The following is a 24294-nucleotide window of genomic DNA, read 5'->3' as shown; positions in this document are numbered from 1 at the left end:
GGACCCAGTCCGGAAACCCCTCGACCGCACTGGATTCCGGCGTTCGCAGGGGCGACGGTGCGGGCTGATCAGTGCTCGCGGCGTCGGGTGACCGCCGCGGCTACCGCGCCACCGGCGGCACCGAGCGCCAGCGCCGTCGGCACGCCGATCTTGGCGGCCTTGCGTCCGGTACGGAAGTCGCGGATCTCCCAGCCGCGATTCTTCGCCACCTCGCGTAGATCCGAATCCGGATTGATCGCCACCGCGGTGCCGACCAGCGACAGCATCGGCACATCGTTGTGGCTGTCGGAGTAGGCCGTACAACGCTTGAGGTTCAACCCTTCTCGGACCGCCAGCGTGCGCACCGCATGTGCCTTGCCGAGCCCGTGCAGAATGTCGCCGACCAGCCGTCCGGTGAACTTGCCGTCCACGCTCTCGGCAACCGTGCCGAGTGCGCCGGTCAGCCCGAGCCGCTTCGCGATCACCTGCGCCAACTCGACCGGCGTCGCGGTAACCAGCCATACCTGCTGCCCCGCGTCCAGGTGCATCTGTGCCAAAGCCCTTGTCCCCGGCCAGATCTTGTCGGCGATGATCTCGTCGTAGATCTCCTCGCCGAGGGCGGCCAATTCGGCGGTCGGGCGGCCCGCGATGAATGCGAGTGCCTTCTCCCGGCCTGCGGCCATATCGGTGCTGTTCTCCTTGCCGGTGACCCGGAACTTCACCTGTTTCCAGGCGACGTCCACCAGATCAGAGGTCTTGAAGTATTTGCGCGCGGCCAGCCCGCGGGCGAAATGCACGATCGACGCACCCTGCACCATGGTGTTGTCGACATCGAAGAACGCGGCCGCGGTCAGGTCACGTGGTACCTCGGGCCCGAGCGCCTCGACATCGGCCTCGGCGAGTTCGGCGTCGTGCAGTGACAGCGCCGCCTCGGCACTGGCCTCACCGGCCAGATTGGCCCGCAGCTCTTCCTCGCTCGGGCCGAAGGGGCTGCGAGAGATGCGTGCGAGTTGGTCCTGCAGACCCTGGCCGAGCCGACCCTGATTCCACCGCACCGGAAACTCGCCGAATCGTCCCGCGATGAAACCTGCCCTTGCCACCTTCGATCGTTCCGGCACCAGTACCTCCGCCCGTCGCGCGAACCACCCCCACATTAGCTGGCCGCGGTGACAGTTAAGGCAGTACGGCACGCTCCGATCGGGGCGTGCCGAGGCGATTTAATATCGGCCATGACCAATCCCACACATTCGGTGACGCTGCTGACGAGATCGGGCTGCGGGCTCTGCGTCACCGCGCTCGAGCAACTCCGGGCGATCTGTGCCGAATTCGACATCGAACCCTCGACCGTTGATGTCGACGAAATCGCCGGAACCGACCCTGGCCTGCGCGCGGAGTACGGCGACCGGCTTCCTGTCGTGCTGCTCGACGGCCGTGAGCACAGCTATTTCGATGTCGACGAGCCCCGATTGCGGGCCGACTTGACTCGCTGAGCGATAGCTGATCCGGCCCGATTCCGCCGCGCTGCTGGTCGCGGCGGAAAATGAGGCCAAATTCACCGACTTTGTGAAGGGCTGCACAAGCGGTTACGGTGGTGGCACGCGACCCGCATGCAGAGGCTGCGGATCCACCGCGTAGTGAACCCAGCATTCCGAATACTTCGACCATGGCACCGGACCGCCCCGGGCACACGAGGTCGAACGATGAACCGGACCTCGCCGGAGGCCGGAACGAGGAGCCGACGACGTGACAGAGCAGCATGAGGCGCCAAGCGGCGTCTCCGGCAGGGCTCTGCAGAAGGACATCCCGCAGGCCACGGTGGCGCGGCTGGCCACCTATCTCCGGGTCCTCGCCATGTTGGCCGACGACGGTGTTGCCATCGTATCGAGTGAGGAACTGGCTGTCGCGGCGGGTGTCAATTCCGCCAAGTTACGCAAGGACCTTTCCTTCCTCGGCCCCAATGGCGTTCGGGGTGTCGGCTATGACGTCGCCAAGTTGCGCACCAGGATCGAGGATGTGCTCGGTCTGTCGCAGGGACATCGGGTGGTGCTGGTCGGCGCCGGAAATCTGGGCCGGGCCCTGGTGGGCTACGGCGGCTTCCGGCGGCGTGGATTCACCGTGGTCGGCATGTTCGACAGCCATCCCGAGGTGATCGGCTTATCCGTCGCCGGTCTGGTGGTGCGCGATGTCGCGGATCTGGCTCCGGCCATCGATGCGTTGAAGCCGACCATCGCAGTGATCACCGTGCCCGACGATGCGGCGCAGGACGTCTGCGACCAGCTGGTCGCCTCCGGGCTGCAGTCGATCCTGAGCTTTGCCCCGTGTGAGCTGACCGCGCCGGAGACCGTGGAGGTCCGCCGGGTCGACCTGGCGGTCGAGCTGCAGATGCTGTCGTTCGAGACCGCGCGCAATGCTCCGGCCCTGCCCGAGATCGCGCACGCGGTCTCCGGCCGCATCGCCCACCGCGTACCCGCGCACACTGCTGCCGGACATCCGGCACTCAAACACTCGACGACCTCGCATTCGGCAACGGAGCCATCCAGCAAGGGATCGGTGGTTACACCATGAGCATTCTGTTAGTCGGGATTTCGCATCGCAGCGCGCCTGTCTCGATTCTGGAGAAGGTCGCGATCACCGACGCGGACCGGCCGAAGCTGATCGACCGAATGCTCACCTCCAGCCACGTCTCCGAGGCGATGATCGTCTCGACCTGCAACCGCGTTGAGGTCTACGCCGTTGTCGACGCCTTCCACGGCGGTCTCGCCGAGGTCGGCGAACTATTGACCAAACATTCCGGACTGCCGCTGCCGGATCTGACCAAGCACGCCTACGTCCGCTACAGCGAGGCCGCCGCCGAACATCTGTTCGCGGTGGCCAGCGGCCTGGATTCGATGGTGATCGGCGAGCAGCAGGTGCTCAGCCAGATCCGCGGCGCCTATGCCTCCGCCGATGCCCAGCAGGCGGTCGGGCGGACCCTGCACGAACTGGCCCAGCACGCATTGCGCGTGGGCAAGCGGGTGCATTCGGAGACCGGTATCGACCGGGCCGGTGCCTCGGTGGTTTCGGTGGCGCTGGATCGCTCACAGCAGGTGCTCGGCCCGCTCGCCGGTCGGACCGCGGTGGTGGTCGGGGCCGGTGCCATGGGCGGACTCGCGGTGGCGCATCTGTCGCGTGCCGGCATCGGCCGCATTGTCGTGGTGAACCGCACCCTCGCGCGGGCCAAGCGGCTGGCGGACACCGCGCGCAGCCACGGTGTCGAGGCCGATTCGATGGAACTGTCGCGGTTGACCGAGGCGATGGCGTCCGCCGATGTCGTGATCACCTGTACCGGTGCGGTCGGTGCGGTGGTGACGCTGGCCGATAGCCATCGGGCCCTGGCCGAACGCGAGCGCGGCAGCGAATTCGCTGCGGCAGAGCGGCCGTTGGTGTTCTGCGATCTCGGTCTGCCGCGCGATGTCGAACACGCCGTCGCCGGTCTGCCGGGTGTGACCGTCATCGATATCGAGACGTTGCAGCGCGATCCGGCGGCCGGTGCGGCCGCCGACGACACCGCAGCCGCCCGCTCGATCGTTGCCGACGAACTCGCGAAATACCTTGCGGGCCAGCGCATGGCGGAGGTCACCCCGACGGTGGCCGCACTGCGTCAGCGCGCGGCCGAGGTGGTCGAGGCGGAACTGCTCAGACTCGACTCCCGGCTGCCGGGGCTGGCCGATCCGGAGCGCGACGAGGTGGCGCGCACGGTGCGCCGCGTCGTCGACAAACTGCTGCACGCGCCGACGGTGCGGGTCAAGCAGCTGGCCTCGACGCCGGGCGGGGATACCTACGCCGAGGCGCTGCGGGAATTGTTCGAGCTCAAACCCGGTGCGGCGCAAGCGGTTGCGACACCGATGGAAATCAGTCCGATCGGCGACGAGCGCGGCGCCCTGCGATTTACCGGGGACAGCGAGATCGCGCTTGCCGACGACTTCACCGCCGGACACCGCGGCGACGAACAGGGGCAGACGGCATGACAGCTGTGCAGGAAGAGGAAAACGTGACCGCAGGCAGCACACGCGTGCCGTGGCGGATCGGCACCAGAGGCAGTCTGCTCGCCCTCACCCAGGCGGGCACGGTTCGCGACACCCTGATCGCGGCCGGACACGATGCGGAGCTGGTGGTCATCAAGACCGCGGGCGATCTGTCCTCGGATCCGGTGCAGAAGATCGGTGTCGGCGTGTTCACCTCGGCGCTGCGCGACGAACTGGCCGCCGGAAATATCGACATCGCGGTGCACTCGTACAAAGACCTGCCGACCGCACAGGATCCGCGCTTCACCATCGCCGCCATCCCGAACCGCGAGGATCCGCGCGACGCGCTGGTGGCCCGCGATGGTCTGGTGCTCGGTGAGCTGCCCGCCGGTGCAAAGGTCGGCACCTCCGCACCGCGCCGCGCGGCCCAATTGCGCGCCCTCGGACTCGGCTTGGACATTGTGCCGCTGCGCGGCAACCTGGATACCCGCCTGCGCAAGGTCAGCGCGGGCGAGTTGGACGCGGTGGTGGTCGCCAGGGCCGGACTTGCCCGCATCGGGCGGCTCGACGCGGTCACCGAGGCACTGGAGCCGGTGCAGATGTTGCCCGCACCCGCGCAGGGCGCGCTGGCGGTCGAATGCCGCAGTGATGACGCGGAATTGATCAAGGTGCTTACCGAACTCGACGACGCCGCCACCCGTGCGGCCGTCATTGCCGAGCGGTCGCTGCTCGCCGAACTCGAGGCCGGTTGCACCGCGCCGATCGGCGCCATTGCCGAGGTCGTCGAATCGCTCGACGATGACGGCAAGATCGTCGACGAACTCTCGCTGCGCGGCTGCGCGGCGGCCGTCGACGGCTCCGATGTGTTGCGTGCCTCCGTGGTCGGCCCGCCGGAGCGCGCCGCGGAACTGGGCCGCGAGCTGGCCAGGGAACTGCTCGAACTGGGCGCCCGCGAGCTGCTCAGCGCGCCGGAACCGGAGTCTGCCGGTTCCCCCACATCGGCGGTGAACCCGCCCGCCACTGACTTCATCAATTCCAGCCCAATGGAGAACAGCCAATGAGCGAGTGCAGCGTGCGAATCATCAGCACAGCGCCTTCGGGTATGCCGGTGCCGAGCGCTAGCGAGGTACTGGCATGAGCCGAGCACACAAGAAGCACCCTGGTCGGATCTTGTTCGTCGGGTCGGGTCCCGGCGATGTGGCACTGCTGACAGTGCGTGCTCGCGAGGTGCTCGGTCGCGCGACGCTGGCGTTCACCGATCCCGATGTCGACAAGAGCGTGCTCGCGCTGATCGGTATCGAGGTCGAGCCGGGCGCGGACGGCGAGCGTCCGGTCGATGTGCGGCCCGCGCTCGGCGATCCCGCCGAGGTGGCCAAGACGCTGATCGCCGAGGCGCGTAGCGGCCACGATGTGGTCCGGGTCGTCGCGGGTGATCCGCTGACGACCGATTCGGTGATCGCCGAGGTCAATGCGGTTACTCGTTCGCATATGGTCTTCGAGGTGCTGCCGGGTCTGCCCAATGGCTCGGCGGTGCCGAGCTTCGCCGGCATCGCGCTCGGCTCCGGGCACACCGAGGCCGATGTGCGCGGCGAGGTCGACTGGGCCGCGTTGGCCGCCGCACCCGGCCCGCTGGTGCTCTCGGCAACCTCGGGTCATCTGGCCGAAACCGCGAGCGCGCTGGTCGAACACGGTATGGCGCCGCAGACCCCGGTCGCGGTGACGGTGCGTGGCACCACCCGCCAGCAGCGCACCATCGAGGCCACCCTGGCCACGCTCAACAGCGCGGCGTCCGAACTGGTCGGCCCGCTGGTGGTGACCATCGGCAAGGTGGTCGCGCAGCGGTCGAAGATGTCGTGGTGGGAGTCGCGCGCGCTGTACGGCTGGACCGTGCTGGTGCCGCGCACCAAGGATCAGGCCGCCGAGATGAGCGAGCGACTGGTGACCCACGGCGCCATCCCGATGGAGGTGCCGACCATCGCGGTCGAGCCGCCGCGCAGTCCGGCCCAGATGGAGCGCGCGGTCAAGGGACTGGTCGACGGTCGCTACCAGTGGGTGGTGTTCACCTCGACCAATGCGGTGCGCGCGGTATGGGAGAAGTTCGCCGAATTCGGTTTGGACGCACGGGCCTTCTCGGGCGTGAAGATCGCCTGCGTCGGCGAGGCCACCGCGGATAAGGTGCGCTCGTTCGGCATCAATCCGGAGCTGGTGCCCAGTGGCGAACAGTCCTCCGAGGGCCTGCTCGCCGACTTCCCGCCCTACGATGACGTTTTCGACCCGGTGAACCGAGTGCTGTTGCCGCGCGCGGATATTGCCACCGAAACCCTCGCCGAGGGTCTGCGCGACCGTGGCTGGGAGATCGATGACGTCACGGCCTACCGCACGGTGCGCGCCTCGCCGCCGCCCGCCGAGACCCGCGAGATGATCAAGACCGGCGGCTTCGACGCGGTCCTGTTCACCTCGTCCTCCACGGTCCGCAATCTGGTCGGCATCGCGGGTAAGCCGCACGCGCGCACCATCGTTGCCTGCATCGGCCCGAAGACCGCCGAGACGGCCATCGAATTCGGTCTGCGCGTGGATGTGCAGCCCGAGGTCGCCCAGGTCGGCCCGCTGGTGGAGGCGCTGGCCGAGCATGCGGCACGCCTGCGTGCCGAGGGGCTGCTGCCGCCGCCCCGTAAGAAGAGCCGCCGCAGTCGGTAGCTTTCCCGGCCTTACCCGGTTGCGCGGCGAAGGCAGGCCGTTTCGAGCGACCTGCAAACAGTCGCTAGCGTCGGCCCTTCGCCGCGCAACCGGAGCCGCAACCGTCGAGCGCCGTTGATCAGCGGCTGTAGCGCATCAGGGTCCGCACCAACCGGCAGGTGGTGTCGGACGGGGGTCGGATATCGATGAGTTCGGCTGTCCGCCGGATTCTTTCATTGCTGGCCTGGCTCGGCAGGTAGATGCCGGAGTCCAGCAGCGCGATGGTCAGGCGCATCGCCTTGAGGCGGCGGTTGTGCGAGATGTACCACTTGCGCGGTCGCCCGGCGGGCAGCGGCTGCTTGCGCAGCGGGACATAAGGTCGATCGATCACCTTCGACTCGGGTGCGGTTTTGGGCACTGTGGCGTCCTCCCGTCGCGATCGGGAACCGTGGAAAGTTCCCTCGAACACGCCTTCGATTTTACTACTGCCCACCGACAAAAACGCCCGCTCACAAGGGGTTTCGGCCACCATTGCAACGCCCGCATCGGCGCGCGGGTTCACAGGTCGTGCAGTAGCCGCATGGCTTCGGGGTGGCGCAGTGTTGCGGCGCGTTCCAACCAGTACCGAGCGTCCCGGTACGCCTTGGCTTTTGCCGCGGCCGCGGCCGGATTGTCCGAGAAATCCACGCGCACATGTTGTTCGCGCAGGAATCGCGCCAAGTGGAACATCGAATCGGCATCGCCAGCTTCCGCGCCACGGCGCAGCCACCGTTCACCCTCGACCCAGTCGCCGTGTTCGAGGAAGATCACACCGAGCACCGCCATGGCATCGGCCCGGCCGCGCCGAACGGCCTCGGTCAGCAGGGCGACCGCTCGCTCCACCTTGCCCTCGCGCGCCAGCCACACTCCGAGAGTGCGCATGGCCGTTGGACTTCCGGCCCGCACCGCGCGTTCGTACCAATGCCGAGCCTCGTTGTCGAAGCCGCGGCGACTCGCGACAACTCCCATATTGCACAGCGCCTCGGGCAATCCGTCCTCGGCCGCCGGCAGGAACCACATCTCGGCGGCGTCGAGGTCCGCACGTTCCAGATACAGCGTTCCCAGCTGCTGATCGGCCCCGGGGCAGTCGGCTGCGATCGCGAACTCCAGCCACCGGATCGCCTCCGAGATCCGTCCGTCCGAGGCGAGCAGCGCACCCAGCCCCGCCATGGCCGGTCCACTGCCCTGTGCGGCGGCACGCCGGAACCACTGTTCGGCCTCGGCCGACTCGCCCGCCTCGTACAGCCGCTGCGCCAACTGCAGGATGACGCCCGGATCCCCGCCGCGCGCCAGCTTGCGCAGACCACTCCAATCGGTCCGCCGTGGCGGAATCGTGAATTCGGTCATCGTCTGCTCCTGGAACCAGACCGGCCACCCACCACCATCATCCCCCTGCCACCGCACCTCACAATTCTCAGCACGGCCGCCCGGCGCCGCGTGGCCGCAGTGTCGCGCGGTGGCCTTACCGAATCCTCGAGACATCCTTAACGGGTATCGGCGAGGCCGCCGTGCGCGCGTTCGCCGCCGAGGGCGCATCAGTGGTGTTCTGCGGACGGCGCGAACAGCTCGGCGAGCGGATTGCCGAATCCATCGGCGGGGCCGCGCATTATGTGCGTACCGATATCCGCGTTCCGGCCGAGGTCGAGCGGCTGGTCGCCGAGGTGGATCGCCGGTTCGGCCGCCTGGATGTGGCATTGAACAATGCGGGGATCAGGATCGAGGGCGCGGCCGAGGACCTTTCGGTCGAGCAGTGGGACGACGTACTCGACACCAATCTGCGCGGAATCTTCCTGTCGGTGAAATACGAAGTGCCGCTGCTGGAACGCTCCGGCGGCGGGGTGATCCTGTGTACCGCCTCCAAGTCGTTGATGGCGAGCGCGCCCGCCTACTCCGCGAGTAAGGCCGGGATCGAGGGGCTGGTGGGATCGATGGCGCAGCAGTACGGCCCGCGCGGCATCCGGGTCAATGCGATCGCGCCGGGCACCACGAATACCGCGCTGATCCGACCGGCCGGGCTGCCGGATCCGATGTGGGCGGTCTTCAAGGACGCGTGGGGTCCGCTGAATGTATCCGCGCTGGGTCGGATGGCCGAGCCCGCCGAGATCGCCCGCGCGATCCTTGCACTGTGTGGCGACGATCTCGGCTATATGGCCGGCGCCACCGTGCTGGTCGGTGGCGGTCCGTTCGGCGGCGGAAAGATGCAGATGCCGCCGGGCTTCCCGGCCCGCTGATCCGCCGGTGTACCCGCCGCGTGCAACGGGCATTCGGACCGGGCGTATCGTGCGGTTTATGACCGGATTGGACCGCCCGCGGCGGTTGCGCCGTACTCCCGCCCTGCGCCGTCTCGTGGCCGAAACAACTCTCCAGCCACGGCAATTGGTGTTGCCGATGTTCGTCGCCGATGGGCTGGACGAGCCGCGCGAGATCGGGTCCATGCCGGGGGTGCGCCAGCACTCGATGGATTCGCTGCGCAAGGCGGCGGTCGAGGCGGTCACCGCGGGGGTCGGCGGGCTGATGCTATTCGGCGTGCCGCTGCCCGAGGACAAGGACGCCACCGGCAGCAAGGCCAGCGATCCCGATGGGATCCTGAACCGCGGTCTGCGCGCGCTGGCCGAGGAGGTCGGCGATGCGACCGTTGTCATGGCCGATACCTGCCTGGACGAATTCACCGATCACGGGCACTGCGGCGTGCTGTCCGCCGACGGCGCCGTCGACAATGACGCCACCCTGCACCGCTATGTGGAGATGGCCCTCGCGCAGGCGGACGCCGGTGCGGATCTGCTCGGCACCAGCGGCATGATGGACGGCCAGGTGGGCGCGATCCGACGCGGCCTCGACGCGGTCGGGCGCACCGATACCGGCATCCTCGCCTATGCCGCCAAGTACGCCTCGGCGTTCTACGGCCCGTTCCGTGAGGCCGTCGCCTCCTCGCTGGAGGGGGATCGGCGCACTTACCAGCAGGATCCGGCGAACCGCCGCGAGTCGATCCGGGAGCTGCAGCTGGATCTGGCCGAAGGCGCGGACATCGTGATGGTGAAACCCGCGATGTCGTATCTGGATATCCTCCGCGATGTCGCCGACCACTCGACCGTGCCGGTCGCCGCGTACCAGATCTCCGGTGAGTACGCGATGATCACCGCCGCCGCCCAGCGCGGTTGGATCGACCGCCGCGCCGCCATCCTGGAATCACTGATCGGCATCCGCCGGGCGGGCGCGGACATCGTGCTCACCTACTGGGCGACCGAGGCCGCACACTGGCTGTCGTGAATTCGTCTAGATCGGATACGCCCACTCCGAATCCGTCCGATTCGGATTCGCCAGCACCGGAGTCACCACTGCCGGAGTCGTCAGCACCCGAATCGTCGGGGCCGAAGTCGTTGGATCCCGCGCTGGCCGAGTCGGTGTTGCCGGGTTCTGATCCGGATGGTCTGAGTTCTGCGGGGGTGAGTAGGGCCGAGCTGTCCTTGTCGGAGTCGGATTCGTCTGGGTCGCATCCGCGGGGAGTGAGTCCCTCCGGTTCGGATCTGGTGGGAGCGGGTTCGCCTGAGTCGTCGGGTCCGGAGTCGGCCGAGTCGGTGTTGCCGGGTTCGGATCCGGATGGTCTGAGTTCTGCGGGGGTGAGTAGGGCCGAGCTGTCCTTGTCGGAGTCGGATTCGTCTGGGTCGCATCCGCGGGGAGTGAGTCCCTCCGGTTCGGATCTGGTGGGAGCGGGTTCGCCTGAGTCGTCGGGTCCGGAGTCGGCCGAGTCGGTGTTGCCGGGTTCTGATCCGGATGGTCTGAGTTCTGCGGGAGCGAGTAGGGCCGAGCCGTTCTTGTCGGAGCCGAATTTGTCTGGGTCGCATCCGCAGGGAGCGAGTCGACCTGAGCCGTCATTGTCGGGGTCGAATTCGGCTGGGGTGCATCCCGAGGGAGCGCGTTCGGCGGAGTCGTACTCGCCGGGAGCCAATTCACCTTGGGAGCATCCGCAGGGCGCGAGTTCGCCGGGGGCGTACCTTCCGGGTACCTATCCGCCTGGGCCGTATCCACAGGGCCCTTACACACCAGGTCCATACCCACAGGGTCCCTACGCACCGGGCCCCCATCCGGGTGGTTCGGTTGTCGGGCTGCGGCCGGAGCCGCCGGAGGATATTCGGACGGCGCGGCAATTGTGGTGGGGGGTTATCGGATTTGGGATTGTGCAGTTGATCGGGTCGATTCTGGCGGCTGTGCAGCAGCGCGGTGAGTATGCGCAGAAGATGTACGACCAGGTGCATGCGAGCGATCCGAACTTCACGATGGCCAGTGCGCAGCTCATGGTTTCGCTGGCCTTTGTGGTCGGCGTGCTTATCGGTTTGTCGCTGGCCGCATTGACGCTGCTGTTCGTACATCAGATGGTGCGCGGAAAGCTGTGGGCGCGGACGCTGTTGACCGCCATCGGCGTCTGGCTGGTGCTGATCGCGGTCGGCACCCTGTTCGCGCTGGAAGCGGTGACCGGAGCGGCCTCGCTGGTGGCCGGCGCGGCCGCGATCGTGCAGGGTGTACTCGCGGCGGGCGCGGTTTATCTGAGTCACCGTCCGGACTCGACCGCATACTTTCAAATGAACCGCAGGTGAATGGGGCGTGGAGTCGCCCGCGAGTTTGTCAAGGAAACGCCAGCATGTATCGTGAGGGTTGTCACAGCGGAAATGGGAACCGGTAGTTATTTGTTACACGTTGACTTACGTCTCGTAAGAACGTCGACCAGATGGCTCCCGAAGATCGGAGGCATCGATGCGAGTGGTTATCCAACAGCCGCAGAGCATTCGACGAGATCTGCTCGTGCTGAGTCTGCTGATCCTCTTCGGCTTGGTTACCGTCGCGGTGCTGCTGTTGCCCGGCAAGGTCGGCTGATCCGGGGCCGGAGGACGATTCCCGGCGCTGCGCTCGGCGTGACCGGGAGCGTGGTGTGACGGATACCGGGAATGGCACGGCCATCCTGTTCGCGGAACCGGGCGCACGGTGGCGTTCGGTGGCCTACGGGCCGCTGCTGTGTCTGATCGTTTTGATTCTGGAATTGGTGACCGCCGCCCAGGTGCACTGGTTCGCCCTCATTTTCTGTGCCGCGCTGATCGCGGGTTTCGTTGTGCTGCAGGTGATCGCGGGGCAGCGGCATGTGAGCGTCGAGCTGACCGATACCGCGTTGCGCGAGGGCACCGAAACCCTGCCGCTGGCGACCATCGATGCGGTGCTGCCCGAGCGGGACGAGGATTCCTGGGACGATGAGGATTGGGAATCGGCGCGTTCGCTCGGTGAGTTGAGCGGGGTGCCGCGTCGGCGCAAGGGCATCGGGCTGCGACTGGTCGACGGTGTTCTGGTCCAGGCGTGGGCGAAGAATCACCGCGGACTGCGGGCCGCGCTCACCGAGGCATTGGGCGGGACCGACCCGGACAAGGCCGAGGACGCGGGCCGCGCCGCGCCGAGCACTGAGGAAACCGAACACAGCGAGAACGGAGCGGATCGTTGAAGCGATTGATCGTGCTCGGTGACCGAATGCTGCCCGCGTTGGTCGAACTGACGCTCGCCCTGGCCTGCGCGGTCTTCGCGGTGGTGAGTTGGCGCAGCGGGTTGATCACCACCACCTTCGCCCCCTCGGGCGAGGTGCCCGGCTTCCAGGCCACCCGCTATAGCGGCCCGCGGCTGGTCCTGGCTACTTTCCTGGTCATTGTCGGCGGCGCGCTCGCCATTGATGCCGTCGCGCGGACGGTGCGGGCCGCGCGGTCGCGCTGAGGGTTCGGGCTGTTCTGCGTGGGCGTTACCGCCCAGCGATGCCTGGCGGATGTGCCGCGACTCGGTTACCGTGCAAGTGCCGCGCCGCGAGGTGTCTCGGTCGCAACGGTCGGCATTCGGTGAATACTGTTGTGGCCGTTATGCTTTCGGCCGACTATCCGCACCGTGTCGACTGGGAGAAATGCTTGTGATTCGTTTTGCCGGGAAAGTGTGCGCGGCGGTTGCCGTGGCGGCCGCGATCGGTGCGGCACCCGCATGGGCCGCACCGGGACTGCCGCTGGAGCCCGCGGAGACCGAGGTGGCCCAGCCCGCCCCGATCTTCGTGCCCGATTCGGGTTCGGCGGGTGTCTACAACAACTTCATGTGCCAGCTGCACACCATCTCGGCCTCGGCGCCGTGCATGTACACCTAGTTCCAGTTCTGGTAGATGTCCAGCAGGCGGCCACTGTGGGTGCCCGGCGCGTTGAGGTACAGCACGACGGTGCCGTCCGGATGGCTGGCCGCCTCCGTGATGACCTGACGCAATGAGGCGTGCACGCCGCCGTTTTCGTCGTGGTAGATCTCGGAGTCGGCCTTCAGCCCGGCCCCGATCCGGCTGAGCGGCACCACCATGGTGATCAATGCGGGCACCGGTCCGTCGCCGAGTGTCGTGGTCTCCGCGTGATTCAGGTGCAGCCCGACCCGGTCGGGCTGCACGACCGGATCCGCGGCGGCGGCGGACCCGGCGCCGAAGGTCCCGGCGGCCGCGACCGCGGCACAGATCGTGGCACTGATGACGGCAAACCGCATGGTGCTCTCCCGATGGCATAGATGGTGCGACGACACTCCGAGATTACGCACCAGCAATCATTCAGCCACCGATATCGCCGCGAACCGCGATCGGCGTGTTGCCTGCCGGACTCCGGTGTGGCTGCGGTCTGCATCACCTCCACTACACCCTGTCGTCGACTCCTTCGGATCGGGCTGCGACACTGGACGTCGTGAGTTCTTCTCCGCGCGCGACCAGGGCATCGGTGCCGGTCTCGGCTCAGCTCTTCGACCGGGCTGCTTCGGTGATTCCGGGTGGTGTCAACTCGCCGGTGCGGGCATTCAAGTCCGTCGGCGGCACACCGCGATTCATCGCCTCGGCCAACGGTTACACGCTCATCGATGTCGACGGCAACGAATATGTCGACCTGGTGTGTTCCTGGGGTCCGATGATCCTCGGCCACGCGCACCCCGCGGTGGTCGAGGCGGTGCAGCGCGCGGCCGTTGGCGGACTGTCCTTCGGCGCGCCGACCGAGGCGGAAATCGAACTCGCCGAGCTGATCGCCGAGCGGGTGGCGCCGGTGGACCGGGTCCGCCTGGTGAACTCCGGCACCGAGGCCACCATGAGCGCGGTCCGGCTGGCGCGCGGTTACACCGGCCGCGCCAAGATCATCAAGTTCGCCGGTTGCTATCACGGCCATGTGGACGCCCTGCTGGCCGACGCCGGGTCCGGTGTCGCCACGCTCGGCCTGCCGACCTCGCCCGGTGTCACCGGCGCACAGGCGGGCGACACCATCGTGCTGCCCTACAACGACATCGACGCCGTCGCCGCGGCCTTCGCCGCGCATCCGGGTGAGATCGCGGGTGTGATCACCGAGGCCGCCGCGGGCAATATGGGCGCGATCGCGCCGCTGCCCGGCTTCAACCAAGGACTGCGCAAGCTGACCGCCGAGCACGGCGCGCTGCTGATCATGGACGAGGTGATGACCGGATTCCGGGTCAGCCGGTCCGGCTGGTTCGGCCTCGACGGCGTCGCCGGTGACCTCTACACCTTCGGCAAGGTGATGAGTGGTGGACTGCCCGCCGCCGCCTTCGGCGGACGCGCCGAGATCATGAATCACCTTGCGCCGCTCGGCCCGGTGTATCAGGCGGGCACCCTCTCCGGCAATCCGGTCGCGGTCGCCGCGGGGCTCGCCTCGTTGCGCGCGGCCGATGACGCGGTGTACGCCGCACTCGATCGCAACGCCGAGCGACTCGGCGGCCTGTTCACCGAGGCGCTCACCGCGGCCGGGGTCGAGCATCGGGTTCAGTTCGCGGGCAATATGGTGAGCGTGTTCTTCGCCGACCGTCCGGTCACCGACTACGCTGCCGCCAAAGCCAGTCAGACCTGGCGTTTTCCCGCTTTCTTCCACGCGTTGCTAGATGGCGGCGTGTACGCGCCGCCGAGCGCGTTCGAGGCCTGGTTCGTCTCCGCGGCGCTCGACGAGGACGCGTTCGACCGTATCGCCGCAGCCCTGCCCGCCGCCGCACACGCGGCCGCGGCCGCCACCCCCGAAGGATCCAGCGCGTGAGTTCCGACCAGCCAGATTCCGAAGAGCGCGAACTACCACCGACTCCGGTCGCGAGCGCCGAGGCCGCCGGGCCCGGCGTCGAGACGCCCGAGGACGACGCCATCGAAACCATCGTGCACGTGTTGCGACACGGCGAGGTGCACAACCCGAAGGGCATTCTCTACGGTCGCCTGCCCGGGTTCAGCCTCTCGGTCACCGGGCGCGCGCAGGCCGGTGCGGTGGCGCGTTCGCTCGCCGATCATGACATCGCGCTGGTCATCGCCTCGCCGCTACAGCGCGCGCAGGAGACCGCCGAGCCGATCGCCAGGCAGCACGGGCTGATCGTGCGCACCGACGAGAACCTGATCGAGGCCGGTAATACCTTCGAGGGCCTGCGGGTTTCGGTCGGTGACGGCGCGCTGCGCAAGCCTAGGCACTGGTGGAAGCTGCGCGATCCGTTCACCCCGTCCTGGGGCGAGCCGTATCTGCAGATCGCGCACCGCATGCTGGCCGCGGTGAACAAGGCCCGGGTGGAGGCGGCCGGACATGAGGCGGTGCTGGTCTCACATCAGCTGCCGGTCTGGACGCTGCGGCGGTTCCTGCAGGGCCAGCGGCTCTGGCACGATCCGCGCCACCGGCAGTGCTCGCTCGCCTCGCTGACCTCGCTGGTCTACCAGGGCGACACCCTCGTCGACATCGTCTACTCCGAACCCGCTGGCGGTTCGGATCCCACGGTGCACGGCGCATGAGAACTTCCTCCCGGCCGTTGGCCCGGCGCTGTGCGCCGGTCCTGCTCGCGTGCGTGGCCCTGGTCGCCGTGCTCGCGGGTTGTTCGACCGGGAAGGATGCGGTGGCCTCCGGCGGTACGTTCGAATTCGTCTCGCCCGGTGGCAAAACCGATATTTACTATGACCCGCCCGCCGCGCGTGGCACCATCGGCAAGCTCGCCGGGCCGGATCTGATGACCTCGGGCAAGACCACTTCGGTCGCCGACTTCCCCAACAAGGTGGTCGTCCTGAATCTGTGGGGGCAGTGGTGCGGGCCGTGCCGCGCTGAGGCGCCCGCGCTCGAAAAGGTCTACGAGGCAACAAAGGACAGGGGCGTCGTCTTTCTCGGCATCAATGTCCGTGATTTCCAGCAGGACAAGGCGCAGGACTTCGTCGTCGACAACAAGGTCGGTTATCCGTCCGTCTACGACCCGTCCATGCGCACCCTGCTCGCGCTCGGCGGCAACTTCCCGACCAGTGTCATTCCCACCACGCTGGTGCTGGATCGGCAACATCGGGTGGCCGCTGTCTTCCTCCGGTCGCTCTTGGCGGAAGACCTCCAACCAGTCGTCGAACGCATTGCCGCGGAAGGTTCCCAGTGACCCCGTGCCGCCGTTCGGCCCATGCCGTAATTACATCCCGCTCGATATCGAGCGGTAGGAAGGTGCAATCGTGAATCGCGATCGCCGTACTCGTAGCCCGCGCGCGTGTCGCCCGCGGCAGGCCGCTCGACTCGTTCGCGGTGTCTGGACCGTCGATGACCGGTGGGTCGGCGTGGCCGCCGTACCGCGCAGCGCCGCGGCCGATTCCATGATGGACTTTGTTCCCCCCGCAACAAATACTTCTGCGGCGCCGGTGCCCGAGCGCGACGATCGACCCCCGGTGGAGATCGACTGATGGTGCTGGCCGCAGTTGGTGATTCGTTCCAGCAGACGGCGGCGACCGGGCCGCTGTTGTTGGCACTCGGCGCCTGCCTTCTGGCCGGGCTGGTCTCGTTCGCCTCGCCGTGTGTGGTGCCGCTGGTTCCGGGTTACCTGTCCTACCTCGCCGGGCTGGTCGGTGCCGAGGCGCCGCCCGCCACCGCCGCACAAGCCAAAAGCCTTGGCGGTACGGCGGTTTCGGAGCGGGCTGCGGCACGCACGGGTCGGCTGCGGGTGGCCGGCGCGGCCGGCCTGTTCGTCGCCGGATTCACCGTCGTGTTCGTGCTCGCCACCGCGACGGTTTTCGGTGTCATCCAGACCTTGAATGTGAATCGTGAACTGCTGCAACGGGTTGGCGGTGTGGTCACCATCCTGATGGGTCTGGTGTTCATCGGTCTGGTCCCCGCATTGCAGCGCGATACCCGGATGGAGCCGCGCAGGCTCACCAGCATCGCGGGCGCTCCGCTGCTCGGCGCGGTCTTCGCGCTCGGCTGGACGCCGTGTCTCGGGCCGACGCTGTCCGGGGTGATGGCGGTCTCGGCCGGGACCGACGGCACGACGGCGGTGCGCGGCGTCGCGCTGATCGTCGCCTACTGCCTCGGTCTCGGACTGCCGTTCGTGATCCTGGCCTTCGGTTCGGCGAGTGCGCTGCGCGGTGTCGGCTGGCTGCGGCGCAATTCCCGCACTATTCAGCTCATCGGCGGCATGCTGCTGGTCGCGGTCGGCATCGCGCTGGTCACCGGGGCATGGGACCAGTTCGTCGCCTGGGTGCGCGATGCATTCGTTTCCGAGGTGACCTTGCCGATATGACCGTGATCGACAGACCCGAGGCGCCGGTGACACCGCCGCGCCAATCGCTACCGGGTCGCGCGTGGGCGCTCGTGCGCAATGCCTGGCGCGGGCTCACCAGTATGCGCACCGCGCTGGTGCTGCTGTTCCTGCTGGCCTTGGCCGCTATTCCGGGGGCGCTGCTGCCGCAGCGGAATCTCAATGAGGGCAAGGTCGCCCAGTACATCGCCGACCGCCGGACGCTCGGTCCGTGGATGGACCGGTTCCAGCTGTTCGACGTGTTCTCCAGTTTCTGGTTCACGGCGATCTATGCGCTGCTGTTCATCTCGCTGGTCGGCTGCATTCTGCCGCGCTGCCTGGACCACTACCGCGCACTGCGCACACCGCCGGTTCGGGTGCCGCGCAACCTGTCGCGGCTGCCGCACCATTACTCCGAGACGGTCGACGGCGCCCCGGACGCGGTACTCGAACACGCGCGAAAGGAACTGCGCGGCTGGCGAACCGAGGTGCGCGAGGGCACCCGTGACGGTGAGATCACCCTGTCCGCGGAAAAGGGCTATACCCGCGAACTCGGCAACCTCGTCTTCCACCTGGCCCTGGTCGGACTGCTCGTCGCCATCGCGGTCGGCAAGCTTTTCGGGTACGAGGGCAGTGTGATCGTCATCGCGAACAACGGTCCCGGCTTCTGCACCACCTCGCCCGCGGTCTTCGACTCGTTCAAGGCGGGCAATATCAACGACGGCACCGGTATGGCGCCGCTGTGTGTGCGGGTCAAGGACTTCAAGGCCGACTACCTGAAGAACGGCCAGGCCGAGATGTTCACCTCGAATATCGAATATCAGGCCGAGGCCGATCTGCAGAGCAATACCTGGCGCGCTGCGCAGATTCAGGTGAACCATCCACTGCGCGTCGCGGGGGACCGGCTGTACCTGCAGGGCCACGGATTCGCGCCGACATTCACGGTGACCTTCCCGAACGGGCAGACCCGAACCGAGACCGTCCAGTGGCGGCCCGATAATGCCCAGACCTTCCTGTCCAGCGGTGTGCTGCGGATCGATCCACCCGGCGGCATGTACGCGACCGACGAAGAACGCCGCAAGAACCAGATCGCCGTCGAGGGGCTGTTCGCGCCGACCGCCCTGCTCCACGGCAGCCTGCTGACCTCGTCGTTCCCGACCATGAACGATCCGGCGGTCGCGGTGGACGTCTACCGCGGCGACACCGGTCTGGACACCGGTAAGCCGCAGTCGCTGTTCGCGCTGGATCCCGAGCAGATCAAGCAGGGGCGACTGACCAAGGAGGCCAGGGTCAACCTGCGGCCCGGCGAGTCGACCACCCTGCCCAATGGCACCAAGGTCACCTTCGACGGCGCGCAGGAATTCGTGAACCTGCAGGTATCGCATGATCCGGCGCAGCAGTGGGTGCTGGTGAGTGCGCTGGCCATGATGGCCGGGCTGCTGGTGTCGCTGCTGGTGAAGCGGCGACGCATCTGGATCCGCTGCTACCCGGCCGACGATGAAGCCGGTAACGTTGATAAACGACGCACCGTAGTAGAGATGGGCGGGCTCGCCAGAACCGATCAGGCGGGCTGGGGCGGCGAGTTCGATCGCCTGCGCAAGCGCCTGCTCGATGACCAATCCGCCGCGTCCACGGACCGACCGGGAGAGTGACCATGCCGATCGACGAGACCATCGCCCAGTACAGCGACCTCGCCTTCAAATCGGCGATCGTCGTGTACGCGCTGGTGATGGTGCTGCTGATCATGCAGTACGCGGCAGCGCGGACACAAAAGGTCGTCGCGCGTGAACTGGTGACCGCTGGTGGCGGCGCTGAACGTCCCGCGGCGCCGGGGCGGGTCGAGACGCCGCAGGCCAAGCCGTTCGCGGAACGCGCTGGCAATATGGCGTTCTCGGTGCTGTTCGTCGCCATCGCCCTGCACGTGACCTCGATCGTCTTGCGCGGCTTCGCGACCCACCGCTTTCCGCTCGGCAATATGTACGAGTTCGTCACCATGGCGACCGCCGCGGCCGCCGTCGTCGGCATGGCGTTCCTGCGCGAACAGCGCTACCGGTCGATGTGGGTATTCCTGCTCGTCCCGATCCTGATCCTGCTGTTCCTGGCGGGTACGGCGCTCTATGCCGACGCGGCACCCGTTGTGCCAGCGCTGAGGTCGTTCTGGCTGCCCTTCCACGTCACCATCGTCAGTATCGGCAGCGGTGTCTTCATGGTCTCCGGCATCGCCAGCCTGCTCTTCCTCTACCGTCTGCGTCAGCCCGAAGGCGCCGAATCCGCCAATATCCTCGGCACCATCGCCCGTCGCCTCCCCGACGCCCGCACCCTGGACCGTCTCGCCTACAAAACGACCATCATCGGCTTCCCCCTCTTCGGCGCAGGCGTAATCCTGGGCGCCATCTGGGCCGAAGCCGCGTGGGGCCGCTTCTGGGGCTGGGATCCGAAGGAGACCTGCTCCTTCATCGCCTGGGTCCTCTATGCCGCGTACTTGCACGCCCGCGCGACCTCGGGCTGGCGCGACACCAAGGCCGCGTATATCAACGTCGCAGCCTTTGTCGCGATGCTCTTCAACCTGTTCATCATCAATATCGTGATCAGTGGGTTGCACTCGTACGCTGGGTTGAACTAACTGGTTTCACCAGCAGAAATGCCTATCACTCCGGTACTGCCGTAGCGATTTATTTCGAGCTCGGCCCGCAGTGAGTACGCAGTAGCCTTACGACGGACACACGCCGATACGCGATGATGACAAATGAACTCCTGGTAGCGCAATTGATCTCAGCAATCACTGCTCTACCAGGAGTTCACTCAAATCTCGAGCGTCACAGACCCAACACCGTAGTTCTCAGACGCTCACTCAGAAGCACCAGACTGCGCTACCGAGGGGGATACACCACGTAGCTGATCCGAATGATCCCCCACCCTGGACTGGAGTGGCGGAGGGCGACGGAGGCGCCGCGGCAGTCGAATCGGCAGTGGCTGCGGGCGCTGCGAGGACGAGCAGGGGCGCGGCAATAACAGTCGCGGCTAGGGTTTTGACGAACTTGCTGGACATGTTGCTTCCTTACAACGAGCGTTATGACGTCCGCGTAGTAGGCCGCGCTGCCGAGCTACCGGACTGGGGCTGCGAGTGCGTTACCGTGCCGAATCGACTTTGTGGCACACGATTCGCTACTTTGTGAAGTGCATGATGCGTCCCGGTAGGAACGCGCATTCACGCTGGCCGACAGCTGCAGCATCGACCGGACCGAACAAGACGTCATTGGTACCGCGGAAGGCGTCATTACTAGCATACCGCTGGCTACCCAACGATTCGGCCGGAACGACAGCATTTAGAACATAACTTTCCTGTTAAAGCGAGCATCTGAGAACCGTTGCGGGTATGGCGGCGCTATCGCCCAGATCCAGCTGTGAGTGGGAGATCCGGAGGACTTACCGTGATGGCCGGCATTCCTCGCCTGGGGCTGTGAGCGAATTCGGCGACGATCTTCTCGATAGGCCACTTCGAGAATGGCACCGTGTTATTCCGGTGTCGCGCATAATGTTTCCTCTTTGCCAGGCCGCCACGCGCGACCCTCGAAGCATCCGGGCGCGCGAATCCGGGGCCGACTACGCGGTGTGTGAAATCCAGGTGGCCCAGACTTCAACAGCCCTGGATTCCGGTACACCTGCACGGACCCCAGAAGTAGTGGCACCCGTAAACCTGGCTTTTGGCCGGTTTTAAGCCGGGTTAACGTGCTACGCGACAAGCGAATTCGATGATAGGAAAGTCAATGAAGAGGACAGTTGTCGGTTGCGTGGCCGTGGTGGCATTCGCCCTCGGGGGCGGTGCGGCAATGGGTTCCGCCGCGGCGTCGCCCGGTATTGCGCTGGAACCGGCCCCGGCGAACACCGCACAGACGGCGGAGGCCACGGCCGGTGGTACCGGATCCGCCGATGCCCCGGTGAAGGTCCTCAAACTGCTGGGAATCAACTCGATGTGCACCTTGTCCGCCAACTTTGTGGGATGCAACGGGATGCCGTGGTGACCACCAGGTAGTGGCCCGGCCCACCCGCGTCGATAAGTCGTGTGCGGCAGTATCGAATACTGCCGCACACGGTCTCAGCGGGTGGGGCTTGCCAACATTTCGCGCCAATGGCCCGGCTTGTACCGCGCGTTACATCGATGTAGTTCGTTTGCGGTAGACAACATTCACCTATTCGGGCTTTGCTGTACCGGAGCGGAATCGGCGTCTGCAATGTGGCTGCTCCGGGTATCGGGCTGAGGCCCGGTCAGAGGATTTCCGGACAGCGCCGCAGGACGCGTGAAACCGGACACATCGCGGGAGTATTGAGCGGCCGGGGAGACAAACCGGGACTATGAAGTCGTGAACAAGGACGGAGCGCCCGTTGTGTACGCGATTGTGACCGGGGCACGGGCGGCGCGGGATGTCGGCAAGCTGGTCGACCTGGCCCAGCGGGACGGTTGGGATGTGTGTGTGATCGCGTCGCCGAACGGCCGTCGGTTCATCGACGTCGATGACCTTGCGGCGCGGACCGGACATCCGGTGCGCAGTGAGTACAAGGAGCCGGATGCTCCGGATGAGCTACCACCGGCGGACGGGATGATCGTCGCGCCGGTTACCTCCAACTCACTTGCGAAATGGGCGGCCGGTATCTCCGATACTTTGCCGCTGGGGCTGTTGGTGGAGGCCGTCGGTTTGGAAATGCCTGTGGTGGCAGTGCCGTTCACCAATCGAGCGCTGATCAACTTTCCCGCCGTGCGGGAGGCGGTGCGCAAGCTTTCGGAGTGGGGCGTGACCATGCTGATCGAAGATCATGAGCCGAACGCCGACGGCGACTCGGTTGAGCGCTTCCCGTGGGCCGCGGCGTGGGGAGCGCTGCTCGATCACCCTCGGCTGGCAGTCAGCGAATAACGTTCGGAGACAGGGGGAAGCCGGCGTGCTGGTCTACAGCCGGTGGACGCAGACTACGAATTGGCGTTGTTGGTAGACGATTCCGCGGTCGCTGGCGGAGCAGACGTTGACGTTCGTGGTGTTCTGCTTGACATCGACTACGCGGACGCCATCGGGGATGCCCTTGGTGGCGCAGTCGATGCGCTTGGGGTTGTCCTTGTTCGGGTCCATGCAGCCGCCGACTACCCAGTCGATGTCCAGGCAGAGGGCGGCGCGGTTGATGCCGCGCAGCGTGTCGTTGAGCGTGCGGTCGGCATCGCTGGGGCAGACGGCGTTCTCGGACACCTTGTCGATGACCTTGTAGTTGGAAGTCGCACTGCCACAGGCGGCTTTGCCGAGGGTGGCGGTGTCGCCGTTGTGGCCGATCTCGACGCAATCACCGACCTCCACCTTCAGGCCACCGGCGATCTTGTCGAAGGTGCTGCGGATGGCGGAGGTCGTCGTCGGTGCCTCGGTGGTGGCCAGTGGCATGTCGGAGGTCGTCGGCAGTGCCGATGTGGTTGGCGCGGCGTCGTTCTGGGCCGCGGGCGAGGGGCCGCCGCCGGTGGACTTGTCGTTGCTGAGCGACATCGCGGCCACGGCGACGACGGCCGCCGCCAGCGCAGTCACCCCGATGAAGACCGTCAAGGTCACACCGGCACGGACACGTTGACGCGACACTGGACGTCCTCCAGGGGTGTTCGAACTCGCGCGCGGAGATCCGAAGTTGAATGTTGCATTTTGATTGAGCACGTCATGCCTACACCATCCGGTGCGCGGCGTCGAGTCATCCCATTTTTGGGAAATGCAAGATACCCTTCTGAAACGATCATGGGTCGGATCCGGGGTAACAATTGAATAACGATGATCGCTCAGGGGTGTGCCAAATGCGGTGCGGGGCAACAAGCTACGTGGCGCTAGACGCGTCATCCGGCTACCGAGGCCGGTGCTTGTCAGAAGGAAACTTTGATGAAGTTCGGCATGCTGGCCGTCACTTTCTTGTCCCTCGCCGCCGTTGGAGTCGCCGCGGGAACCGCGCACGCCAACCCTGCGGAAGTCGCCAAAGACGTGTCGGCCTCCGGTGTCGAGCAGGGAATCGGTTACCACACTGTGCTTTCCGACACCAAGGACGAACGCAAGGAAACGCACCGGGTCGTGACCACCGCCGTCGACAGCGGCAAGTTCGAACTCACCGATAACGGGACCAAGGTCCTGCTGAAGTCCGATACCGGTGCCGTGGTCGCCGAAGTTCCGCTGACCTACCAGCTCTCCGGCACGAATGTCGCGGTCGACCAGGCCATCACCGATGGCGGCCGGACCCTCGCTCTCACACCGAAACTGACCGCCAAGAACATCGGCGAAATGCAGCCGGTCAACTCCATGGCCCGCCTGACCGACGAAATCAACAAAAACATCGTCGGCGTGATCCTCGGCGGCGCACTCGGCCTCGTTATCGGCGCCATCGTCGGCGTCTTCTTCTTCAGCATCATCACCGGCCCCATCGGCGCCGTAGTGGGCGCCATCGCCGGTGGCTACATCATGGGCGGCCAATCCTTCATGGACGCCATGATGGCGGTCGTCAACGGCGAGCAGTGATCGTTTGAGCTATCGCACACCCGTGGCTATCTCGCGCAGGTAGCCACTGGGTGTGCGAGACACTCAGGTGATCGCGGCGTGACTTCGTTGCACTTCGTCGGCGACGCCCGCCCTGATGGTGCCTTCGGCTCGTCGGCCAATGTGGTGCCCTACCTGGCCTCGCGCTCCGCGACCAAGGGATTCGCGCCGCTGGAACCACCGGGCGAATCGAGGGGGCAACCGCTCAGCGCTCGGTCGGCCCGTCGCCGTCACGATGCTGGCGCGAGATGCGCCAGAGAAATTCGGGGTCGTCATCGGGCCCCATGATGCGCTTGCGTTGTGGTGACCGCGTGGATGGAGCGCTTGGTCCGGACTTCTCGGGGCCGAACGCCTTCCAGCACAACACCGCGACTGCCACAACTGCGATGAGTGCCAACAGGTACGTCACGTCGCTCACCTCCTGCTAACGAGGGTAGTCGCGTGTGTAGCCTTCGAACACTGCTGACGCGAAATTCACTCTGCAGGGTAGGTGCGGGCCCCTAGACGGGAGGGGATCG

General features: G+C 66.5%; 26 protein-coding genes. 20 read left to right on the top strand and 6 right to left on the bottom strand.

Annotation, left to right across the window (positions count from 1 at the left end; translation table 11 throughout):
* Positions 1 to 68 precede the first annotated feature (68 nt).
* Complete coding sequence (locus ACWEO2_RS07570) at positions 69 to 1079, bottom strand: HAD family hydrolase (protein WP_452404836.1); 1011 nt, start codon at positions 1077 to 1079, stop codon at positions 69 to 71.
* Positions 1080 to 1208: 129 nt separating this feature from the next.
* On the opposite strand from ACWEO2_RS07570, the gene ACWEO2_RS07565 reads away from it, so the two are divergent.
* The 5 genes from ACWEO2_RS07565 (at position 1209) to ACWEO2_RS07545 (ending at position 6680) form a co-directional block, all read left to right on the top strand.
* Positions 1209 to 1469 carry a glutaredoxin family protein gene (locus ACWEO2_RS07565; protein WP_354961370.1) on the top strand — a complete coding sequence of 87 codons (261 nt, stop codon included), beginning with the start codon at positions 1209 to 1211 and terminating at the stop codon, positions 1467 to 1469.
* A 253-nt stretch (positions 1470 to 1722) separates the two neighbouring features.
* Positions 1723 to 2544, top strand: a complete 822-nt coding sequence (locus ACWEO2_RS07560; protein ID WP_452404581.1) for a redox-sensing transcriptional repressor Rex — start codon at positions 1723 to 1725, stop codon at positions 2542 to 2544.
* On the top strand, positions 2541 to 3986 hold the full coding sequence (locus tag ACWEO2_RS07555; protein WP_355179505.1) for a glutamyl-tRNA reductase: 1446 nt from the start codon (positions 2541 to 2543) through the stop codon (positions 3984 to 3986). Before ACWEO2_RS07560 ends, ACWEO2_RS07555 begins: the two co-directional genes overlap by 4 nt.
* A complete protein-coding gene (gene hemC, locus ACWEO2_RS07550; protein WP_452404580.1) occupies positions 3983 to 5044 on the top strand; it encodes a hydroxymethylbilane synthase in 1062 nt (353 codons plus the stop codon). Before ACWEO2_RS07555 ends, hemC begins: the two co-directional genes overlap by 4 nt.
* Positions 5045 to 5117: 73 nt before the next feature.
* Positions 5118 to 6680 carry a bifunctional uroporphyrinogen-III C-methyltransferase/uroporphyrinogen-III synthase gene (locus ACWEO2_RS07545; RefSeq protein ID WP_355179509.1) on the top strand — a complete coding sequence of 521 codons (1563 nt, stop codon included), beginning with the start codon at positions 5118 to 5120 and terminating at the stop codon, positions 6678 to 6680.
* A 118-nt stretch (positions 6681 to 6798) separates the two neighbouring features.
* Here ACWEO2_RS07545 and ACWEO2_RS07540 read toward each other — a convergent pair whose 3' ends face one another.
* Together ACWEO2_RS07540 and ACWEO2_RS07535 are read right to left on the bottom strand one after the other, a co-directional pair.
* On the bottom strand, positions 6799 to 7221 hold the full coding sequence (locus ACWEO2_RS07540; RefSeq protein WP_452404579.1) for a hypothetical protein: 423 nt from the start codon (positions 7219 to 7221) through the stop codon (positions 6799 to 6801).
* Positions 7218 to 8045: a tetratricopeptide repeat protein gene (locus ACWEO2_RS07535; protein ID WP_452404578.1), complete on the bottom strand. Its 828-nt coding sequence runs from the start codon at positions 8043 to 8045 to the stop codon at positions 7218 to 7220. The genes ACWEO2_RS07540 and ACWEO2_RS07535 overlap by 4 nt, the downstream gene beginning before the upstream one ends.
* On the opposite strand from ACWEO2_RS07535, the gene ACWEO2_RS07530 reads away from it, so the two are divergent.
* The 6 genes from ACWEO2_RS07530 to ACWEO2_RS07505 all read left to right on the top strand — a co-directional run bounded on the left by ACWEO2_RS07530 (position 8036) and on the right by ACWEO2_RS07505 (position 12855).
* Positions 8036 to 8929, top strand: a complete 894-nt coding sequence (locus tag ACWEO2_RS07530; protein WP_452404835.1) for an SDR family NAD(P)-dependent oxidoreductase — start codon at positions 8036 to 8038, stop codon at positions 8927 to 8929. The genes ACWEO2_RS07535 and ACWEO2_RS07530 overlap by 10 nt on opposite strands.
* Before the next feature lie 58 nt (positions 8930 to 8987).
* Positions 8988 to 9965 (top strand): porphobilinogen synthase, encoded by a 978-nt coding sequence (gene hemB, locus ACWEO2_RS07525; RefSeq protein WP_452404577.1) that lies wholly within the window; start codon positions 8988 to 8990, stop codon positions 9963 to 9965.
* Between the two features lie 908 nt (positions 9966 to 10873).
* The gene (locus ACWEO2_RS07520) at positions 10874 to 11290 is read left to right on the top strand and encodes a hypothetical protein (RefSeq protein ID WP_452404576.1); all 417 of its coding nucleotides are present in this window, start codon (positions 10874 to 10876) and stop codon (positions 11288 to 11290) included.
* 332 nt (positions 11291 to 11622) lie between these two features.
* Positions 11623 to 12180 (top strand): hypothetical protein, encoded by a 558-nt coding sequence (locus tag ACWEO2_RS07515; protein WP_452404575.1) that lies wholly within the window; start codon positions 11623 to 11625, stop codon positions 12178 to 12180.
* Positions 12177 to 12443 carry a hypothetical protein gene (locus ACWEO2_RS07510; protein WP_354959876.1) on the top strand — a complete coding sequence of 89 codons (267 nt, stop codon included), beginning with the start codon at positions 12177 to 12179 and terminating at the stop codon, positions 12441 to 12443. The genes ACWEO2_RS07515 and ACWEO2_RS07510 overlap by 4 nt, the downstream gene beginning before the upstream one ends.
* A 181-nt stretch (positions 12444 to 12624) precedes the next feature.
* Positions 12625 to 12855, top strand: a complete 231-nt coding sequence (locus ACWEO2_RS07505; protein WP_452404574.1) for a hypothetical protein — start codon at positions 12625 to 12627, stop codon at positions 12853 to 12855.
* Here the strand turns inward: ACWEO2_RS07505 and ACWEO2_RS07500 are convergent.
* The gene (locus ACWEO2_RS07500; RefSeq protein ID WP_355179517.1) at positions 12852 to 13232 is read right to left on the bottom strand and encodes a hypothetical protein; all 381 of its coding nucleotides are present in this window, start codon (positions 13230 to 13232) and stop codon (positions 12852 to 12854) included. The genes ACWEO2_RS07505 and ACWEO2_RS07500 overlap by 4 nt on opposite strands.
* A gap of 191 nt (positions 13233 to 13423) precedes the next feature.
* On the opposite strand from ACWEO2_RS07500, the gene hemL reads away from it, so the two are divergent.
* From hemL to ACWEO2_RS07460, 8 genes are all read left to right on the top strand, one after another.
* Positions 13424 to 14761, top strand: a complete 1338-nt coding sequence (gene hemL / locus ACWEO2_RS07495; protein WP_452404573.1) for a glutamate-1-semialdehyde 2,1-aminomutase — start codon at positions 13424 to 13426, stop codon at positions 14759 to 14761.
* Positions 14762 to 14862: 101 nt separating this feature from the next.
* Positions 14863 to 15489, top strand: coding sequence for a histidine phosphatase family protein (locus ACWEO2_RS07490; RefSeq protein WP_354959903.1), 627 nt, complete (start codon positions 14863 to 14865; stop codon positions 15487 to 15489).
* Positions 15486 to 16109, top strand: coding sequence for a TlpA disulfide reductase family protein (locus ACWEO2_RS07485; protein WP_452404572.1), 624 nt, complete (start codon positions 15486 to 15488; stop codon positions 16107 to 16109). The genes ACWEO2_RS07490 and ACWEO2_RS07485 overlap by 4 nt, the downstream gene beginning before the upstream one ends.
* Before the next feature lie 294 nt (positions 16110 to 16403).
* On the top strand, positions 16404 to 17237 hold the full coding sequence (locus tag ACWEO2_RS07480) for a cytochrome c biogenesis CcdA family protein (protein ID WP_452404571.1): 834 nt from the start codon (positions 16404 to 16406) through the stop codon (positions 17235 to 17237).
* Positions 17234 to 18886 carry a cytochrome c biogenesis protein ResB gene (resB, locus tag ACWEO2_RS07475; protein WP_452404570.1) on the top strand — a complete coding sequence of 551 codons (1653 nt, stop codon included), beginning with the start codon at positions 17234 to 17236 and terminating at the stop codon, positions 18884 to 18886. The genes ACWEO2_RS07480 and resB overlap by 4 nt, the downstream gene beginning before the upstream one ends.
* Positions 18887 to 18888: 2 nt before the next feature.
* On the top strand, positions 18889 to 19857 hold the full coding sequence (gene ccsB, locus ACWEO2_RS07470; RefSeq protein ID WP_452404569.1) for a c-type cytochrome biogenesis protein CcsB: 969 nt from the start codon (positions 18889 to 18891) through the stop codon (positions 19855 to 19857).
* Positions 19858 to 21001: 1144 nt separating this feature from the next.
* The gene (locus tag ACWEO2_RS07465) at positions 21002 to 21256 is read left to right on the top strand and encodes a hypothetical protein (protein ID WP_452404568.1); all 255 of its coding nucleotides are present in this window, start codon (positions 21002 to 21004) and stop codon (positions 21254 to 21256) included.
* Between the two features lie 339 nt (positions 21257 to 21595).
* Positions 21596 to 22144, top strand: coding sequence for a flavoprotein (locus ACWEO2_RS07460; RefSeq protein ID WP_452404567.1), 549 nt, complete (start codon positions 21596 to 21598; stop codon positions 22142 to 22144).
* A 33-nt stretch (positions 22145 to 22177) separates the two neighbouring features.
* On the opposite strand, the gene lppU is transcribed toward ACWEO2_RS07460, so the two are convergent.
* Complete coding sequence (gene lppU, locus ACWEO2_RS07455; RefSeq protein WP_452404566.1) at positions 22178 to 22843, bottom strand: LppU family putative lipoprotein; 666 nt, start codon at positions 22841 to 22843, stop codon at positions 22178 to 22180.
* A 288-nt stretch (positions 22844 to 23131) separates the two neighbouring features.
* Between lppU and ACWEO2_RS07450 the strand changes: the two genes are divergently transcribed.
* Positions 23132 to 23758: a hypothetical protein gene (locus ACWEO2_RS07450; protein WP_452404565.1), complete on the top strand. Its 627-nt coding sequence runs from the start codon at positions 23132 to 23134 to the stop codon at positions 23756 to 23758.
* 223 nt (positions 23759 to 23981) lie between these two features.
* On the opposite strand, the gene ACWEO2_RS07445 is transcribed toward ACWEO2_RS07450, so the two are convergent.
* The gene (locus ACWEO2_RS07445) at positions 23982 to 24185 is read right to left on the bottom strand and encodes a hypothetical protein (RefSeq protein WP_452404564.1); all 204 of its coding nucleotides are present in this window, start codon (positions 24183 to 24185) and stop codon (positions 23982 to 23984) included.
* Positions 24186 to 24294 lie beyond the last annotated feature (109 nt).

This window comes from Nocardia sp. NPDC004278 (assembly GCF_053602975.1).
The sequence above is the reverse complement of the archived record's forward strand: the minus strand, read 5'-3'. Positions and strand labels throughout refer to the sequence as shown.

What these genes read in the sequence shown, in the direction of transcription:
- ACWEO2_RS07565 (WP_354961370.1), top strand. Translation starts at nt 1,209, where the DNA reads ATGACCAATCCCACACATTCGGTGACGCTGCTGACGAGATCGGGCTGC.
- ACWEO2_RS07555 (WP_355179505.1), top strand. Translation starts at nt 2,541, where the DNA reads ATGAGCATTCTGTTAGTCGGGATTTCGCATCGCAGCGCGCCTGTCTCG.
- hemC (WP_452404580.1), top strand. Translation starts at nt 3,983, where the DNA reads ATGACAGCTGTGCAGGAAGAGGAAAACGTGACCGCAGGCAGCACACGC.
- ACWEO2_RS07545 (WP_355179509.1), top strand. Translation starts at nt 5,118, where the DNA reads ATGAGCCGAGCACACAAGAAGCACCCTGGTCGGATCTTGTTCGTCGGG.
- ACWEO2_RS07535 (WP_452404578.1), bottom strand. Translation starts at nt 8,045, where the DNA reads ATGACCGAATTCACGATTCCGCCACGGCGGACCGATTGGAGTGGTCTG.
- hemB (WP_452404577.1), top strand. Translation starts at nt 8,988, where the DNA reads ATGACCGGATTGGACCGCCCGCGGCGGTTGCGCCGTACTCCCGCCCTG.
- ACWEO2_RS07505 (WP_452404574.1), top strand. Translation starts at nt 12,625, where the DNA reads ATGCTTGTGATTCGTTTTGCCGGGAAAGTGTGCGCGGCGGTTGCCGTG.
- ACWEO2_RS07500 (WP_355179517.1), bottom strand. Translation starts at nt 13,232, where the DNA reads ATGCGGTTTGCCGTCATCAGTGCCACGATCTGTGCCGCGGTCGCGGCC.
- ACWEO2_RS07485 (WP_452404572.1), top strand. Translation starts at nt 15,486, where the DNA reads ATGAGAACTTCCTCCCGGCCGTTGGCCCGGCGCTGTGCGCCGGTCCTG.
- ACWEO2_RS07480 (WP_452404571.1), top strand. Translation starts at nt 16,404, where the DNA reads ATGGTGCTGGCCGCAGTTGGTGATTCGTTCCAGCAGACGGCGGCGACC.
- resB (WP_452404570.1), top strand. Translation starts at nt 17,234, where the DNA reads ATGACCGTGATCGACAGACCCGAGGCGCCGGTGACACCGCCGCGCCAA.
- ccsB (WP_452404569.1), top strand. Translation starts at nt 18,889, where the DNA reads ATGCCGATCGACGAGACCATCGCCCAGTACAGCGACCTCGCCTTCAAA.
- ACWEO2_RS07465 (WP_452404568.1), top strand. Translation starts at nt 21,002, where the DNA reads ATGAAGAGGACAGTTGTCGGTTGCGTGGCCGTGGTGGCATTCGCCCTC.
- ACWEO2_RS07450 (WP_452404565.1), top strand. Translation starts at nt 23,132, where the DNA reads ATGAAGTTCGGCATGCTGGCCGTCACTTTCTTGTCCCTCGCCGCCGTT.